The organism is Devosia insulae DS-56 (assembly GCF_000970465.2).
In the GTDB taxonomy this organism is placed as follows: Bacteria; Pseudomonadota; Alphaproteobacteria; order Rhizobiales; family Devosiaceae; genus Devosia_A; species Devosia_A insulae.
The window spans coordinates 1-13,839 of record NZ_LAJE02000199.1 but is presented as its reverse complement, the minus strand read 5'-3'; the positions used below and the strand labels follow the sequence as shown (position 1 = coordinate 13,839).

General features: G+C 64.8%; 16 protein-coding genes and 1 tRNA gene. 6 read left to right on the top strand and 11 right to left on the bottom strand.

All coding sequences use genetic code 11. The annotated features are described in order from the left end of the window. The coding region (locus VW23_RS14480; RefSeq protein WP_201788052.1) for a hypothetical protein at nt 1-458 on the bottom strand (458 nt) is incomplete at its 3' end. Between the two features lie 280 nt (nt 459-738). Here VW23_RS14480 and VW23_RS14475 point away from each other — a divergent pair. Beyond that, nucleotides 739-1,563 carry a sulfite exporter TauE/SafE family protein gene (locus VW23_RS14475; RefSeq protein ID WP_244488501.1) on the top strand — a complete coding sequence of 275 codons (825 nt, stop codon included), beginning with the start codon at nt 739-741 and terminating at the stop codon, nt 1,561-1,563. 3 nt (nt 1,564-1,566) lie between these two features. Here the strand turns inward: VW23_RS14475 and VW23_RS14470 are convergent, their stop codons facing one another. Then, a complete protein-coding gene (locus VW23_RS14470; protein ID WP_176730402.1) occupies nt 1,567-2,349 on the bottom strand; it encodes an SIMPL domain-containing protein in 783 nt (260 codons plus the stop codon). Between the two features lie 139 nt (nt 2,350-2,488). Further along, a complete protein-coding gene (locus VW23_RS14465; RefSeq protein WP_069910263.1) occupies nt 2,489-3,226 on the bottom strand; it encodes an SIMPL domain-containing protein in 738 nt (245 codons plus the stop codon). 281 nt (nt 3,227-3,507) lie between these two features. Between VW23_RS14465 and VW23_RS14460 the strand changes: the two genes are divergently transcribed. Next, nucleotides 3,508-4,611, top strand: a complete 1,104-nt coding sequence (locus VW23_RS14460; RefSeq protein WP_244513595.1) for a fumarylacetoacetate hydrolase family protein — start codon at nt 3,508-3,510, stop codon at nt 4,609-4,611. A gap of 146 nt (nt 4,612-4,757) precedes the next feature. Next, complete coding sequence (locus tag VW23_RS14455; RefSeq protein ID WP_069910261.1) at nt 4,758-6,197, top strand: aldehyde dehydrogenase family protein; 1,440 nt, start codon at nt 4,758-4,760, stop codon at nt 6,195-6,197. 61 nt (nt 6,198-6,258) lie between these two features. Here VW23_RS14455 and VW23_RS14450 read toward each other — a convergent pair whose 3' ends face one another. Beyond that, entirely contained in the window at nt 6,259-6,813 is a 555-nt protein-coding gene (locus VW23_RS14450) for a dihydrofolate reductase family protein (RefSeq protein ID WP_069910260.1), read from the bottom strand. Between the two features lie 197 nt (nt 6,814-7,010). On the opposite strand from VW23_RS14450, the gene VW23_RS14445 reads away from it, so the two are divergent. After that, nucleotides 7,011-7,086 (top strand) — tRNA-Ile (locus VW23_RS14445). Between the two features lie 23 nt (nt 7,087-7,109). Here VW23_RS14445 and VW23_RS14440 read toward each other — a convergent pair. The 6 genes from VW23_RS14440 to VW23_RS14415 form a co-directional block, all read right to left on the bottom strand. Continuing rightward, complete coding sequence (locus VW23_RS14440) at nt 7,110-7,487, bottom strand: HVO_A0114 family putative DNA-binding protein (protein WP_069910259.1); 378 nt, start codon at nt 7,485-7,487, stop codon at nt 7,110-7,112. After that, the gene (locus tag VW23_RS14435; RefSeq protein ID WP_069910258.1) at nt 7,484-7,888 is read right to left on the bottom strand and encodes a toxin-antitoxin system TumE family protein; all 405 of its coding nucleotides are present in this window, start codon (nt 7,886-7,888) and stop codon (nt 7,484-7,486) included. The genes VW23_RS14440 and VW23_RS14435 overlap by 4 nt, the downstream gene beginning before the upstream one ends. A gap of 85 nt (nt 7,889-7,973) precedes the next feature. Then, nucleotides 7,974-9,089 (bottom strand): PQQ-dependent sugar dehydrogenase, encoded by a 1,116-nt coding sequence (locus VW23_RS14430; protein ID WP_069910257.1) that lies wholly within the window; start codon nt 9,087-9,089, stop codon nt 7,974-7,976. Nucleotides 9,090-9,180: 91 nt separating this feature from the next. Then, on the bottom strand, nt 9,181-9,486 hold the full coding sequence (locus VW23_RS14425; RefSeq protein WP_069910256.1) for a hypothetical protein: 306 nt from the start codon (nt 9,484-9,486) through the stop codon (nt 9,181-9,183). Nucleotides 9,487-9,662: 176 nt separating this feature from the next. Beyond that, the gene (locus VW23_RS14420; protein ID WP_069910255.1) at nt 9,663-10,232 is read right to left on the bottom strand and encodes a DNA-3-methyladenine glycosylase; all 570 of its coding nucleotides are present in this window, start codon (nt 10,230-10,232) and stop codon (nt 9,663-9,665) included. Between the two features lie 39 nt (nt 10,233-10,271). After that, the gene (locus VW23_RS14415; protein WP_069910254.1) at nt 10,272-10,502 is read right to left on the bottom strand and encodes a hypothetical protein; all 231 of its coding nucleotides are present in this window, start codon (nt 10,500-10,502) and stop codon (nt 10,272-10,274) included. A gap of 103 nt (nt 10,503-10,605) precedes the next feature. Between VW23_RS14415 and VW23_RS14410 the strand changes: the two genes are divergently transcribed. Both VW23_RS14410 and VW23_RS14405 read left to right on the top strand, forming a co-directional pair. Beyond that, entirely contained in the window at nt 10,606-12,009 is a 1,404-nt protein-coding gene (locus VW23_RS14410; RefSeq protein ID WP_069910253.1) for a phosphomannomutase, read from the top strand. A 34-nt stretch (nt 12,010-12,043) separates the two neighbouring features. Beyond that, complete coding sequence (locus VW23_RS14405) at nt 12,044-12,874, top strand: NYN domain-containing protein (RefSeq protein WP_069910252.1); 831 nt, start codon at nt 12,044-12,046, stop codon at nt 12,872-12,874. A 4-nt stretch (nt 12,875-12,878) separates the two neighbouring features. On the opposite strand, the gene VW23_RS14400 is transcribed toward VW23_RS14405, so the two are convergent. After that, nucleotides 12,879-13,496: a LysE family translocator gene (locus VW23_RS14400; protein WP_069910251.1), complete on the bottom strand. Its 618-nt coding sequence runs from the start codon at nt 13,494-13,496 to the stop codon at nt 12,879-12,881. Nucleotides 13,497-13,839: the final 343 nt, after the last annotated feature.

Here is a 13,839-nt window from a genome sequence, read left to right as displayed (position 1 = left end):
GCCTTGGCCTCTTCAGCTGCCTGTGCGTCAGCTTCGGCCTGCGCGGCAGCGGCGGCTGCCTCTTCGGCGGCCTTGGCTTCTTCTGCGGCGCGCGCTTGCTCGGCTGCCTGGGCGTCGGCCTCGGCCTGCGCGGCGGCTGCGGCCGCTTCCTCGGCAGCCCTGGCGTCTTCAGCGGCGCGAGCCTCCTCGGCCGCCTGGGCGGCGGCATCATCTTCAGGCGCGGCCGCGGGCTGGCCACCGCCGGTGATCGCCGCGATGCATTCCTCGATACTCGAATAGCCGTTCACGATGCAGGTGTCGGTCAGCGCCTGCCGCGCGTTGTTGATCGCGTCTGCGTCGCCGGAAGCCTGCGCCTGCTGCAAGGCGTCGTATTCGGCCTGCTGCGCGAACGCGGCGCCCGGCACCAATGCGAGAACGGCGAGACTGGTGCCGGTCAGGAGCCAGTTTCGAAAGCGCATGGGTTTTATCCTTGTTTTGGAGTCAGTTGTACGAAAAGTGACGCAGACGGGCTGAACCGAACCTGAACGGCCGACAAACCTGCTGCGATATGAATTTGCCCATTGAATGCCGAACGCCCCTCATGCGCGTGCGGTTCCGTACCGCGACAGGACCGGTCAATCGTGGCACCAGTTGGGCCGCCGCCGATCACGCGGCAATGGACGGATTCGGCAGCGGTGGCCTAGGGTTCGCGCCCCTTTTCATGCGATCCCGTTGAGGTTGGTGTCGTTGGAGTCGATCTTGGGCGAGCTTCTGAGCTACTGGCCGTTTGTCCTCGGGCTGCTGGCGACCGGGGTCATTTCCGGCATCGCGGCGGGTCTACTGGGCATCGGTGGCGGCGCCATCATCGTGCCGGCGCTGGCCTCGGCCCTGGCGCTGCTGGGCTATGACAGCGACGTGGTGCAGCACATTGCAGTTGGCACCTCGCTCGCCATCATCATCCCGACCGGCATTGCCAGCGCCCGGGCGCATGACAAGCGCGGCGCGGTGGACCATCGCATCCTGAAACTCTGGGCGCCGGTGGTGGTGGTCGCCACCTTTGTCGGCGGGCTGATGGCGGGGCTCTATACCGGCGACGTGCTGCGCATCGTGTTCGGCGTCGTGGCGCTGTTCATTGCCGCCAATATCGTCCTGCCGTTCCAGGAGCGGCTGATGGGACACTTGAGGGATTCGGCTCTGACGCACCGGATCTCGGCGGCGGTGGTCGGCTATATCTCGGCGCTGATGGGCGTAGGAGGCGGCTCGCTGAGCGTGCCGACCATCCACGCCTTCGGCGCCTCGATGCACAAAGCGGTGGGCACCGGCGCGGCGATCGGGGTGTTCATCGCGCTGTCGGGCACGCTCGGCTTCATCATCTCGGGCTGGAGCGTCGAAGGGCGCCCGCCGCTCAGCCTTGGCTATATCAATATCGTGGCGCTGGTGCTGATCGGAGTCACCGCGGCGCTCTGCGCGCCGCTCGGCGCAGCACTGGCGCACAAGCTGCAGCAGCGGACCCTGAAGATCGCCTTCGCAGTGTTCCTGACACTGGTCGGGCTGAACATGATCTGGAAGGCGATCGCCGGGTAGGGCCTACTTCGCCGGGGCGAGGGCCCACTTGGCAGACACGGAGGCCTCGTAGGTCAGTTTCCCGGGAGCGATCGCCATGGGAGCTGTAGACGGGTCGAGCACCGCGAGATCCGCGTACCCCTCCAGGGGGGTATAGGCCATGGTGTCGGGGTTGTAGCCCGTACCCTCTTTGACATTGAGCAGGTCACCGAGAGTACCGCCCAGCGATTGTGCGTAGACCTCGGCTCGGCTGCGGGCTTTATCGGCCGCGATTTTCCGGACCTGCTCGACAAACTCGGCCTCGCGCGAGCTGGCGAACGTTACGGAGTTGACTTCAATGCCGAGCGCGCTGGCGCTGCTCAGGACTTCACCGATCCTATCGGTCGTTGCGAGTGTCGCCACGGCGTTGTAGGTGGCGCGGAAACCGTCGAACTTGTCGCGGTCGGGGTCGGCGAAACTGGAAACGGGTTCGCCCTTCTTGTCCTTGGCGATCAAGTAGACCTTGGCAAACTGAAAGCTCTTGGTCTCGACCGAACTGTCGGCGATACCCAGTTGGGTCAGCGCGGCGCGAAGCTGGGCGATCTTGTCGGAAATAAGCTTGGTCGCCTCTTCGGGGGATTTCCGCTTTTCCGAGAGACTGATCGCGATCTTGGTCAGGTCCGCGGCGGTTTCAATACGTCCGCTTGCCTCTATGTAGATGTATGGGCGTTTGTCGATCTCCTGCCGGACAATGGTCGAATCCTGTGCGAACGCACATGTCGGGAGCAGCGCCACTGCAAGCACCAGCGCGTAACGAGACAGTTTCACGATGAAATCCCCATTGCCCAAGTCAACGCAATGACTTGCGGTAAACTTGGCGGCGCAATTGTGGCCAAGTTGAACGGGAGCTACAAAAGTTTTGCCCCGGCACCAGGCCGGGGCAATTGGCAGCTTCCAGGGAAGCTGGTTAGTCGGCAAAGTCCCAGGTGACCTGGACGTTGATCGAGTAGCTGAGCTCGCCACCCTCGATCGGCACGGCGCCGGCCGCGACGGAATCAGCCGAGGCTTTCATCATGTAGGGCTGCGGCGTGCCCATGCCCTGCACTTCGCTGATGTTGCGGATGCTGCCGAGCTCTTCGCCAGCCACGCCGGCATAGAGCGCGGCCTTGGCCTTGGCGTCGGCGAAGGCGGCCTTGCGGGCTTCGTCGTAGAGCTTGCTGGGGTCGGCGACCGAGAAGCTGACGCCGTTGATGGTGTTGGCGCCGACGGTCACGGCCTTGTCGAGTACCGAGCCGAGCGTTGCCAGTTCGCGCACACGGACGTTGACGTTGTTATAGACCTGGTAGCCGGTGATCTTGGGCGGCAACTGGTAGCCATTGGCGTCGCGCGCATCGGAATAGACGTAGTTCGGGCTGACCGAGAAGCCCGAGGTCTGGATGTCGCGTGCTTCGATGCCGGCGGCCTTCAGCGTCTCGATCAGTTCGCCCATTGCCTTGGTGTTGGCATCGAGCGCTTCGCGGGCGGTGGCGCCCTGGCTGGTGACACCGGAATTGACGAAGGCGGTGTCGGGCGCCGAGGTGACTTCGCCGATGCCGCTGATCGAAATGGTGCCGTTCACTTGTGTCGTCTCCTGCGCGAATACGGGGGTGGCAGTCAGCGCGGTAGCGAGGAACAGGGGAATGATGGCGGCAGTAAACGGACGCATGCGTCTCTCCTATGTGGCCTTTTGGTTGGGAAATATGTCCCAGCCAACCGGCGTGTTAGTGCGGCGAACCTGAACGGGATTTGAACGCCGCTTCCGAGACATAAGACGCCGGAGATTGCGCCAACCTTGGGTCGCGGACCGACGAAAGTTTGAGTTACGTGCCTCGACCCGTGCTGGACAGGCTTTGGGACGGCAGGTTAGGTAGCCCGTCCGAAAACCGGGGGAGTGCCGTGGCCAACCGACAAGTTCCTAGCGAAGGCGTGCTTCTGGGGCGGGCCCGAGTGCCCGGATACGAGCATCCGCGGGTGATCACGGTGCGCGGCGAGGATATCGTCGATATCACCTCGAAGGCCGCGCCGACCTCGCGCGACATCGCCGAGCAGGGCGACCCCGCAGCTTACGTCGCCTCGGCCAAAGGGCCGGTGATCGGCAACCTGCACCAGATTCTCGCCAACTCGTGGTCGGGCAAGACTGACCTCAAAGCGCCGTCGCTGCTGTCGCCGATCGACCTGCAGGCGGTGAAGGCGGCGGGCGTGACGTTCGTCGTGTCGCTGCTCGAACGCGTCATCGAGGAGCAGGCGCGCGGCGACAAGGCCAAGGCCGATGAACTGCGCAAGGATATCCTGGGGCTGGTGGGTACCGATCTCAGCCAGCTCGAGCCCGGTTCGCCCGCCGCGATGGAGGTCAAGAAGACGCTGATCGCGCGCGGCGTGTGGAGCCAGTATCTCGAAGTCGGCATCGGGCCGGACGCCGAGATTTTCACCAAGTGCCAACCGATGGCCTCGGTGGGGTTCGGCGCCGACGTCGGCATCCTGCCGATTTCGGAGTGGAACAACCCGGAGCCAGAAGTGGCGATGGTGGTGAACTCCAAGGGCACCATTGTCGGCGCAACGCTCGGCAACGACGTGAACCTGCGTGACGTCGAGGGCCGTTCGGCGCTGCTGCTGGGCAAGGCCAAGGACAATAACGCCTCCGCCTCGCTCGGGCCGTTCATCCGGCTGTTCGATGGCAAGTTCACCATCGAGACGGTGAAGGCCGCTGATATCGCGCTCAGCGTTACCGGCGAGGACGGGTTCGAACTGACCGGCGTGTCCAACATGAGCCAGATCTCGCGCTCGCCCGAGGCGATCGTCGGCGCCACCGTCGGCCGGCATCACCAGTATCCGGATGGGCTCGTCGTCTATCTCGGCACCATGTTTGCGCCGGTGAAGGATCGTGGCGGTGCCGGCAAGGGCTTCACCCACAAACTCGGCGACGTGGTGTCGATCTCGACGCCGTCGCTCGGCACCCTATCTAACACCGTGCGCCTCGCCACCGAGGCGGCCCCCTGGACCTATGGCGCCAGCCATTTGCTCAGGGACCTGGCAAAGGCGGATCTGCTTTAGCCCCACGCTCGGTGTCATTCCCGCGAAAGCGGGAACCTCCGTTTGCGGGCGCGCACCAGAAACAGAGTTTCCCGCTTTCGCGGGAATGACCCGGTGAAAACGACGACAATCGTGCCTTGCGCACTTTGTAACCAAGGAATCTCCCCATGACCGAACTGCACAAGAATCTCATCAACGGCGAATGGGTCGGCGGGGACGGGGTGAACAATATCAACCCCTCCAACACCAACGAAGTGGTGGGCGTCTATGCGCGCGCTTCCCAGCAGGACACGCTCGACGCCATCGCGGCGGCCAAGGCGGCGTTCCCGGCCTGGTCGCGCTCGGGCATCCTGCAGCGCTGGGAAATCCTCAGTAAGACCGCGCACGAGATCTTCGCCCGCAAGGCCGAGCTCGGTGAGCTGCTGAGCCGTGAAGAAGGCAAGACCCTTGCCGAGGGCCTCGGCGAAGTCACCCGCGCCGGGCAGATTTTCGAGTTCTTCGCCGGCGAGGCGCTGCGCCTCTCGGGTGAGAGCGTGCCGTCGGTGCGTCCGGGTGTCGGCGTCGAGATGACGCGCGAGGCCATGGGCGTCGTCGGCATCATCACGCCGTGGAACTTCCCGATCGCCATCCCGGCCTGGAAGATCGCGCCAGCGCTCTGCTACGGCAACACCGTGGTGTTCAAGCCGGCCGACCTGGTGCCGGGCTGCTCGTGGGCGATCGTCGATATCCTGCACCGCAACGGGCTGCCCAAGGGCGTGCTCAACCTGGTGATGGGCAAGGGCTCGGTGGTCGGTCAGGCGATGCTCGATAGCAAGGATATCGTGGCCCAGACCTTCACCGGCTCGGTGAACACCGGCCGCCGCGTCGCCGAGGCTAGCGTCAAGGTCATGCGCAAGTTCCAGCTCGAGATGGGCGGCAAGAACCCGACCATCGTGCTCGACGACGCCGACCTCAAGGTAGCGGTCGAAACAACGGCGCAGAGCGCCTTCTACTCGACCGGGCAGCGCTGCACCGCCTCGTCGCGCCTGATCGTCACCGAAGGCATCCACGACGCGTTCGTTGCGGCGCTCACCGAGCGCATCCGCAACCTCAAAGTCGGCGACGCCATCGCCAAGGACACCGAGATCGGCCCGGTGGTCGATCCTGGCCAGCTCAAGCAGGACACCGACTATATCGAGATCGGCAAGGGCGAGGGCGCCAAGCTCGTCGTCGGCGGCGATCTGGTAAAGCGCGACAACCCGGGCTACTTCCTGCAGCCGGCTTTGTTCACCGAAGCGACCAACCAGATGCGCATCGCCCGCGAAGAGATCTTCGGGCCGGTGGCCGCGGTGATCCGCGTCAAGGACTATGACGAGGCGCTGGCCGTCGCCAACGACACCGAGTTCGGTCTCTCGGCCGGCATCGTCACCACCTCGCTGAAATACGCCACGCACTTCAAGCGCAATGCCGAAGCCGGCATGGTGATGGTCAACGTGCCGACCGCCGGCGTCGATTTCCACGTGCCGTTCGGTGGCCGCAAGGGCTCGAGCTACGGCCCCAAGGAGCAGGGCAAGTACGCCGCCGAGTTCTTCACCCAGGTGAAGACGGCCTACACCGCCGCCGGCTGAGACCGACAGCGGCGATAGTTCTGAGGCCCGCGCGTCGACAGGATGCGCGGGCCTTGCTTTGTCAGTCCGACCGCAGGCCGTAGGTGACGACGACGTTGCCCCGGCTGGTAATGGTCGACTTCTTCAGCACCAGCTGGGTGATCGGGTCGGTGGCCTCGAACATGCGCTTCCCCTTGCCGGCGACCACCGGGTGGGTGATCAGCGTCAGCTCTTCCAGCAAACCGGCGAAGAACAGTTGGCGGGCGACGTCGACGCCACCCATGACGGCGATGTCGCCACCGTCGCGGTTCTTCAGGTCGCGGGCGAAAGCCAAGAGGTCGCCGTTGATCAGGGTGGTGTTCTTCCAGCTCAACTGCTCCTGGCTCACGGTGCGGGAGGCCACGTATTTCGGCACGGCGTTGATGTAATCGGCAAAGCCCTGGTCGGCCTCGGCGGTGGGCCAGTAGCCGGCCCAATCCTGGTAGCCGACCCGTCCCATGATGACGGCATCGGTCTTGCCCATCACCTCGCCGAGCAGCGCGCCCAGTTCGTCGTCGAAGGCGTCGCCCTGCCAGAGATTGGGCGCCTCGATGACGCCGTCGACCGAATGAAAGAAGCCTGCAGTGATCTTACGCATGTCATTTCTCCTGTTGTCGCCGGCCCGCCAATGGGCCGTTCATCAACACGACGAACGGCTTTCGACACGATCGACACCAGCGAACAGAAAAATCACGACGAGATGAGGAATGGTAGGCTGAGGCAATGCGTTACGAGCTATGGCTTTGCTTCGAGGCCGCCTCTTGCTAAGGAGGCGGCGCTCCGCTCACGGGGCAGGGGCCCATAGCTCAATGGTTAGAGCCGACCGCTCATAACGGTCTGGTTCCAGGTTCGAGTCCTGGTGGGCCCACCAACTTTCTGACGCCACTAGACGCCCTACGCGATCTCGAGTTTGTCGTTCAGCGAGTAGGGATCGATCTGAACCGATAGCCGGGTGACCTTCGATGTCGGGATGCGGCGGTTCCCGGATGAGGTCATCTCGATGAGCCCGAAGGCCTCGAGCTTGCCGAGCGTGCGCAGCAGGTTTGGCTGGGCCCGCTTGCTGAGCCTCGCGAGTTCGGCCACCGACTGTGGATGCTCATCGCGGATCATGCGCAGGAGTTCGCGATTGTCAGGGGTGAGCAGACGAAGCAGCACTTCGGCGGATTCGAAACTCGGCAGTGCAGCATCCGCCGGGGCAGGCTTTTCGCCCCGCGCCACAGCTTTCATCTGTGCCCGCAAATCCTTGTGCCTTTGAAGCTTCACTTCGGTCATTCTTCACTCCTGTCTTCCACTTCGACGACGTCAAAGGAGATGCCGCGCTCCCCTAGAACGCGCTCCACTTCGTCAAAGAAGTCGTCCACCAGCTTCTCCGCCCTTTCGAAGCTGTAGGGCCTTCCCGCGTCGTCTTCGGTGCGGTGCCAGTGGTCGGTAACCACCGGCTTGCTCTTGTACCGCGATCCGAGCGGCGCCACCGCGTGAGCATTGTCGAAACCGACCAGGCGCTCACCTTTCGGACCGTGCAGCGTGAAGGAGTAGCGCAAACCATGTGGACGCTCCTTCGTCGGCTCCACCTGGCGTATCTCGAACTTCACGAAGTACCCATCCGCGTAGTGGTGAACGCGGCCATCGAAGGCGAGCAGGAACGCCAGAGCATGTTCCAACTCGCCACTCATATCATATCCTCACATGATATAGTTATCTTTATCAGAGTTTCCAGGCAGCACAGGCGATTCTCCGAAATATGGAGGGCACTCACTCTCACTGAGCCCGCACCACCTCAAACAGGTTGCCCTCGATCGTGGTGATGTACAGTTCCCCCTCGCTATCGACACCGAACGAGGTGATGGCGCCGAGAGCGCCGAGCTGTTCGTTCCAGTAGGTAATGTCGCCGGGCCGGCCGTTGGCATAGGCGAAGGAGTGGACGCGGCTGTCGCAGAAATCGGCGAAGAAATACTGGCCGGCGAGCTCGGGGATTGCCTTGCCGCGGTAGACGTAGCCGCCGGTGATCGAGCAGCCGCCGGTGTCGTGCGAGTAGCTGTAGGTGGGCGGCACGAGGCCGGCCTGGTCGCAGGTTTCGGCGCCGTAGCAGGCCGGGCCTTCCATCACCCTCCAGCCGAGGTTGGCGCCGGCATCGTCGGCGCCGATGACGGTGATTTCCTCATAGCCGTTCTGGCCGACATCGGCGATGTAGAAGTCGGTGCCGTCAAAAGCCGCGCGCCAGGGGTTGCGGACGCCGACAGCGAAGATCTCCGGGCGACCGTCGCCATTGGCGAAGGGATTGTCGGCAGGGATGGCGTAGGGCGCGGCGCCGTCGACGTCGAGCCTGAGGATCTTGCCGAGCAGCTCGTCGGGGTTCTGCGCCCGGTTTTCGGGATCGCCGCGCGAGCCGCCATCGCCCATGCCGATATAGAGGTAACCGTTGGGGCCGAAGCCGAGCCAGCCGCCATTGTGGTTGGCATAGGGCTGGTCGATGTGCAGCAGTTCGGTAGCCGAACCGGGGTCGGCGATAGCGGGATCGGCGGAGACTTTGTAGCCGACGATGCGGGTGTCGCCTTCGGTGTCGGTGTAATTGACGAAGAAGCGGCCGTTCGCGGCGTAGTCGGGATGGAAGGCGAGGCCGAGCAGGCCCTGCTCGCCGCCGCTGCTGACGCTGCCGCTGAGATCGAGGAATGGCGCCTCAGCAAGATGGCCATCGACGAGGATGCGGATGCGCCCGGTCTGCTCGACCACGAACAGCCGCGGATCGGCGGGCGGTGCGACGGCGTAGACCGGCTGGTCGAGCCGGTCGGTGATCAGCCGGGTGGCCAGCGCCACCGGCTGGGCCAGGGCCGGCGCCGTGGCGAGGGCAGCGAGGGCGGCAAGCAACGGGCGCATGTGATTCCTCCGCAATGACAGGCGCTTATCACCCACGCCGCTGCGGGTGATGTCCAGTCAATCGGAGGTCAACGTGGCGCGAGCAGCAAGGTCAGGCGCTGGCAGCGCTGACGCTGTCCTTGAGGGCGGCGAGTTCGCTCTCGGCGCGCAAGGCGCGATCGCGCCAATCCTCGATGGTGAGGCCATCGATGCGTGCCGGCTCGGCGGGCGCTGCGGCCTCGACTTCGGGAAGCGGGGCGCCGGTGAGCTTGGCGTGCAGCGCCTCGATGTAGGCTGCATCGTCGGCATGCAACGTGCCGTCGGTGAATTCGGCCTGCCAGCGATTCAAGTCGGCGGTGGTTTCCTCGTTCATGCTGCCGGTTGCCAGCAATTCCTTGATCAGCGCATCGACCGCCACGGGCATCTCCTGTTCAGTTCGGGCGCAACCTATCCAAAGCCACCGCAAAGGGGAACCCGGTACGACCGCGCAAGAACCTTCTTTTGCGCAGCGCAAAAGCCTTCTTTTGCGCCTGTGAGGAAGCCCGCGAAGCCGCGTGAAAGTCTTCTTTCACGCCTGTGGGGCCCCACTTCGTGTCACTCCGACGCAGGCCGAAACGCCTTGCTGAGAAAGGCGGAACCGGCAATGCCGAAGCGCCAGGGCAGGTCGGCGGCCTTGGTGATGCCGATGCGCGGCCCGATCACCACCGGGCGCGGAGATTCGGCCGGGCGGAACTGGAACGGCGGGGCGTCGATCATCAGGCCATCATGGGCCCTGGTTACGGCAAGGGCCTGGCCGAGCTTGCCCGGACCGGAGCAGAGCGCGCGGGTGTCAGCGAGGCCACGGCGCTCGGCCATTTTCTCGATCCCAACGGTGGGTTCGATGGCGCGGATGAGGATGGCGGAGGCGTCGGCGCAGACGAAGTTGAAGCACCAGTGGATGCCGTAAGAGCGGTAAACATAGACGTGACCGGGACCGAGGAACATCGAGGCGTTGCGCTCGGTGCGGCCGCGGTACGAGTGCGAGGCAGGATCGGTCGGGTGATAGGCTTCGGTCTCGACAATGAGGCCGCCGACGCCATCGACGAGGAACTCGGCGCCCAGCACTTCGCGGGCAACGAGGGTGACTTCGCGGTTGAAGAAGGTGATCGAGTCGAAGGCAGGCATGCGCTGAAACTGGGCAATACTCCCAGCCGATGCAACCCTTTAGACCTTCTTGGTGGTGCCGTTCTGCAGACGGGCCGCGGCGATGCGCAGCGTCAGGTTGATCGACTCGCCGACATTCGAGGTGCCGCTGGAGATCAGGGCAGAATTGTTGTTGGCCGAGGTCGCGAGATCGGATTGCGCCTGAGCCCGGCGCTTCAGGCGCGCTGCCTCGGCCTCGTCGTAGAGCGAGGCGCGCGGCAGCCAGTTCATGGTGCGCTTCTGAATCTGCATGGCGGTGAGACTGCGGGCGCAAGATGAACGAAAGGTTAAGAGCGCCGCGCCGCTTGCCGAAGCCGCCAGCCCCATGACAAAGCTCACGGGATAGGAGTGCGGCATGGCGGATTCTCTGAAGTTTGGCACCAGCGGCCTGCGGGGCCTGGCGGTCGATCTCACCGGCGGCGCGGCGCGGCGCTACACGGCGGCCTTCCTCAAGCATATCGGTAAGGTCGCCGGGGGGCGGGTCTATCTGGGGCGAGACCTGCGCGCCTCTAGCCCTGCTATCGTTGCCGATTGCGCCGTGGCGATCCGCGCCGCCGGGCTCGTGCCGGTCGATTGCGGCGTGCTGCCGACCCCGGCATTGGCGCTGCATGCCATGGCGCTGGGTGGACCGGCGATCATGGTGACCGGCAGCCACATCCCAGCCGACCGCAACGGGCTCAAGTTCTACGTCGCAGCAGGCGAGATCACCAAGGCGGACGAGACGGGCATCGCCGCGGCGCTGGGCGAGGCGGTTCCAGCAGGCGATGGGGCCGCTGAGGATGGGAGCACTGGGTCTGGCGACCGCTACCGGCAGCGCTATCGCGGCCTGCTCGATGCGGCGGCGCTGAAGGGCTGGCGCGTCGGGGTGTTCGAGCATTCCTCGGTGGCGCGTGACCTATTGGTGTCGTTCCTCACCCGAGCCGGCGCCGACGTGGTGCGGCTCGGCCGTTCCGACAGCTTCGTTGCCGTCGACACCGAAGCGTTCTCCGATCCGCTGTTCGAGCCGCGCCACACCTGGATCCGGCAGCATCGGCTCGATGCCATCGTTTCGACCGACGGCGACGGCGATCGGCCGCTCTTGATCGACGGTGAAGGCAATTTCGTGCGCGGCGATGTGCTGGGCATGCTGGCGGCGCGCTTTCTTGGGGCCGATCGGGTGGTGACGCCGGTCACCTCGAACTCGGCGATCGAGGGGGTTGGCTGGTTCGGCCGGGTCGATCGCACCAGGGTTGGCTCGCCCTATGTCATTTCCGGCATGGAAGATGCCGCTGCCGGCTCGCCCGGCGCGGTTGTCGGGTTCGAAGCCAATGGCGGGTTGCTGCTGGGTAGCGCGGTGACGATCAACGGCCGGGTGCTGAGCCCGCTGCCGACGCGCGACGCGGTGCTGCCGATGCTGGCGGTGCTCGGCACGGCGGCGAAGCTCGGCGAAAGCGTCGCCGGGCTGGTGCGGACCCTGCCGGTACGTGCGGCGCTCAGCGACCGGCTGGCGCATGTGGCGAGCGAACGCAGTGCGGCGCTGCTCAAGGGGCTGGTCGAGCAGCCCGGCTACGCCGAGGCGTTTTTCGCGCCGGTGGGCGAGGTGCAATCGGTCTCGACCATCGACGGCCCGCGCTTCTCGCTGGTTTCCGGCGACACGGTACACTACCGCGCCTCCGGCAATGCGCCGGAACTTCGCTGCTATGTCGAGGGCGTGACGCCGGAGCGGGCCAAGGAGCTGCTGGATTGGGGGCTGGCCGCCGCGAGCGCGGTGGTGCGGTAGGCTTCAACATTCATCAACGCCGGGGAATGCGACTATGCCCAATGAGTCTCGCCCACCACGCCTTGCTGTTCTGATCGATGCTGACAACGCCTCTGCCAAGATCGTGGACGGGCTGTTCGAGGAAATTGCCAACCTAGGTGAGGCAAGCGTGCGCCGCATCTACGGGGACTTCTCGGGCACACACTCAAAGAGTTGGGCCGAGGTTCTCACCAAGTACGCGATCATTCCGCAGCAGCAGTTCGCGTATACGACCGGCAAGAATGCCTCGGACATTACTTTGGTGATCGACGCGATGGACCTGCTGCACTCGGGGCGGTTCGACGGTTTCTGCCTTGTGTCGTCGGACAGCGACTTCACGAGGCTGGCGTCGCGCATTCGGGAGCAGGGAGTTGATGTGTTCGGCTTCGGCGAACAGAAGACGCCGGAAAGCTTCCGCCAGGCCTGCCGTAGGTTCATCTATACCGAAAACCTGTTGCCGGATGCGCCGGCGAAAGCTGACCCTTCGGAAGCGGCGAAGCCGTTGGAGCCACTCGCCAAGGCCGAAAGGCTGCTGCTGCGCGCGATGGGCGAGATGGAGAGCGAACGTGGCTGGATGACGCTGAGTTCGATCGGCAACCGGCTTCCAATTCTCGCACCTGATTTCGATCCGCGCACCTACGGCTTCAAGAAACTCAGGGATCTTGTTCGGAAGGTCGGGAGTGTCGAATTGAAGGAGGAGGAAGGTGGACGCGTAAGCATCCGCCTGAAGCTAAAACCCCAGCCTGCCAAGCCGTCAGTTGACAGTGCTCGGAAGGCGCAGGCGGAAAGCAAAAAGGCCCAACCGCGTCAGAAGGCGCCGACAGCGACCAACGCACGGGCCAAGTAAGCCACTACTCCCGCACCACCACGAATGCCGCAGCGCTGGCCATGATCACGCCCGCCGTACGGTTGAGGATGCGCAGCGCCTTGCTCGATCGGAAGAAGTCCCGCGCCGCGGCAGCTAGGCCGGCATAGGCGCAGCCGATGGCGAGGAGGACTACCACCACGATGCCGGTGAGTTCGGCGAAGCCCAGTGCGGTGATCGGCTTGTCGAGCGGGATCACCGTGGGGAGCAGCGCCAGGTAGAAGACGATGGTCTTGGGGTTGCCCATGGTGAGGGCGAAGCCGGAGAGGAAGGTCTTCCAGGTGCTGGCGTCTTTCTTGGCGCCGATCTGCTCGGAGCCGGGCTTGGCGCTCCAGAACTGCCAGGCGACATAGAGCAGGTAGAGCGCGCCGGCCCACTTCACCACGAAGAACACCGGGCCGAACCAGGTGGCGATGGCGGCGAGGCCGAACAGCGCGAACACCAGGTAGACCAGGTCACCGGCGAGAATTCCCAGCACCATGGGGAAGGCCGAGCGGAAGCCGCCGCCGAGGGCTCGCGCCACCACTGCCGCAACGCCGGGCCCCGGCACGAGCACCGCGATTGCATAGGCGATGGTGAAGGCGACGAGGGTGACGACGTCCATGGCAGGGCTCCGAAGCAGGCAGCGGTTCTAGCGCCGGCGCGGAGGGGCGGTTCTGGGTCGGCAACGCGACCGGGGGGCACGGGGCGCTCAGCGCGGCCAGCGCCGATGTGGTGGTGCGTGAACTGCCGGGCGAGCACGGTGGCGTGTTCTGGCAGGCCGGGTTGGTGCGGGTGCTCGGCTGGGGTCGGGGGGACTGAGGCGGGTTTAGCCGGATAGCGGTGCCCGCCCCCGGCAGATACGCCGACTGCGGCCTATTCAAAAGCAACGGTCCCCGCGTACTCCGCGCCACATTGACTCGAATGTTACGTGACGTTACCGGTAACTATCGCGCACAGTCGCGGTG

What these genes read in the sequence shown, in the direction of transcription:
- VW23_RS14400 (WP_069910251.1), bottom strand. Translation starts at nt 13,496, where the DNA reads ATGGACGTCGTCACCCTCGTCGCCTTCACCATCGCCTATGCAATCGCG.
- VW23_RS14435 (WP_069910258.1), bottom strand. Translation starts at nt 7,888, where the DNA reads ATGAGTGGCGAGTTGGAACATGCTCTGGCGTTCCTGCTCGCCTTCGAT.
- VW23_RS14405 (WP_069910252.1), top strand. Translation starts at nt 12,044, where the DNA reads ATGCCCAATGAGTCTCGCCCACCACGCCTTGCTGTTCTGATCGATGCT.
- VW23_RS14455 (WP_069910261.1), top strand. Translation starts at nt 4,758, where the DNA reads ATGACCGAACTGCACAAGAATCTCATCAACGGCGAATGGGTCGGCGGG.
- VW23_RS14465 (WP_069910263.1), bottom strand. Translation starts at nt 3,226, where the DNA reads ATGCGTCCGTTTACTGCCGCCATCATTCCCCTGTTCCTCGCTACCGCG.
- VW23_RS14410 (WP_069910253.1), top strand. Translation starts at nt 10,606, where the DNA reads ATGGCGGATTCTCTGAAGTTTGGCACCAGCGGCCTGCGGGGCCTGGCG.
- VW23_RS14450 (WP_069910260.1), bottom strand. Translation starts at nt 6,813, where the DNA reads ATGCGTAAGATCACTGCAGGCTTCTTTCATTCGGTCGACGGCGTCATC.
- VW23_RS14420 (WP_069910255.1), bottom strand. Translation starts at nt 10,232, where the DNA reads ATGCCTGCCTTCGACTCGATCACCTTCTTCAACCGCGAAGTCACCCTC.
- VW23_RS14440 (WP_069910259.1), bottom strand. Translation starts at nt 7,487, where the DNA reads ATGACCGAAGTGAAGCTTCAAAGGCACAAGGATTTGCGGGCACAGATG.
- VW23_RS14415 (WP_069910254.1), bottom strand. Translation starts at nt 10,502, where the DNA reads ATGCAGATTCAGAAGCGCACCATGAACTGGCTGCCGCGCGCCTCGCTC.
- VW23_RS14430 (WP_069910257.1), bottom strand. Translation starts at nt 9,089, where the DNA reads ATGCGCCCGTTGCTTGCCGCCCTCGCTGCCCTCGCCACGGCGCCGGCC.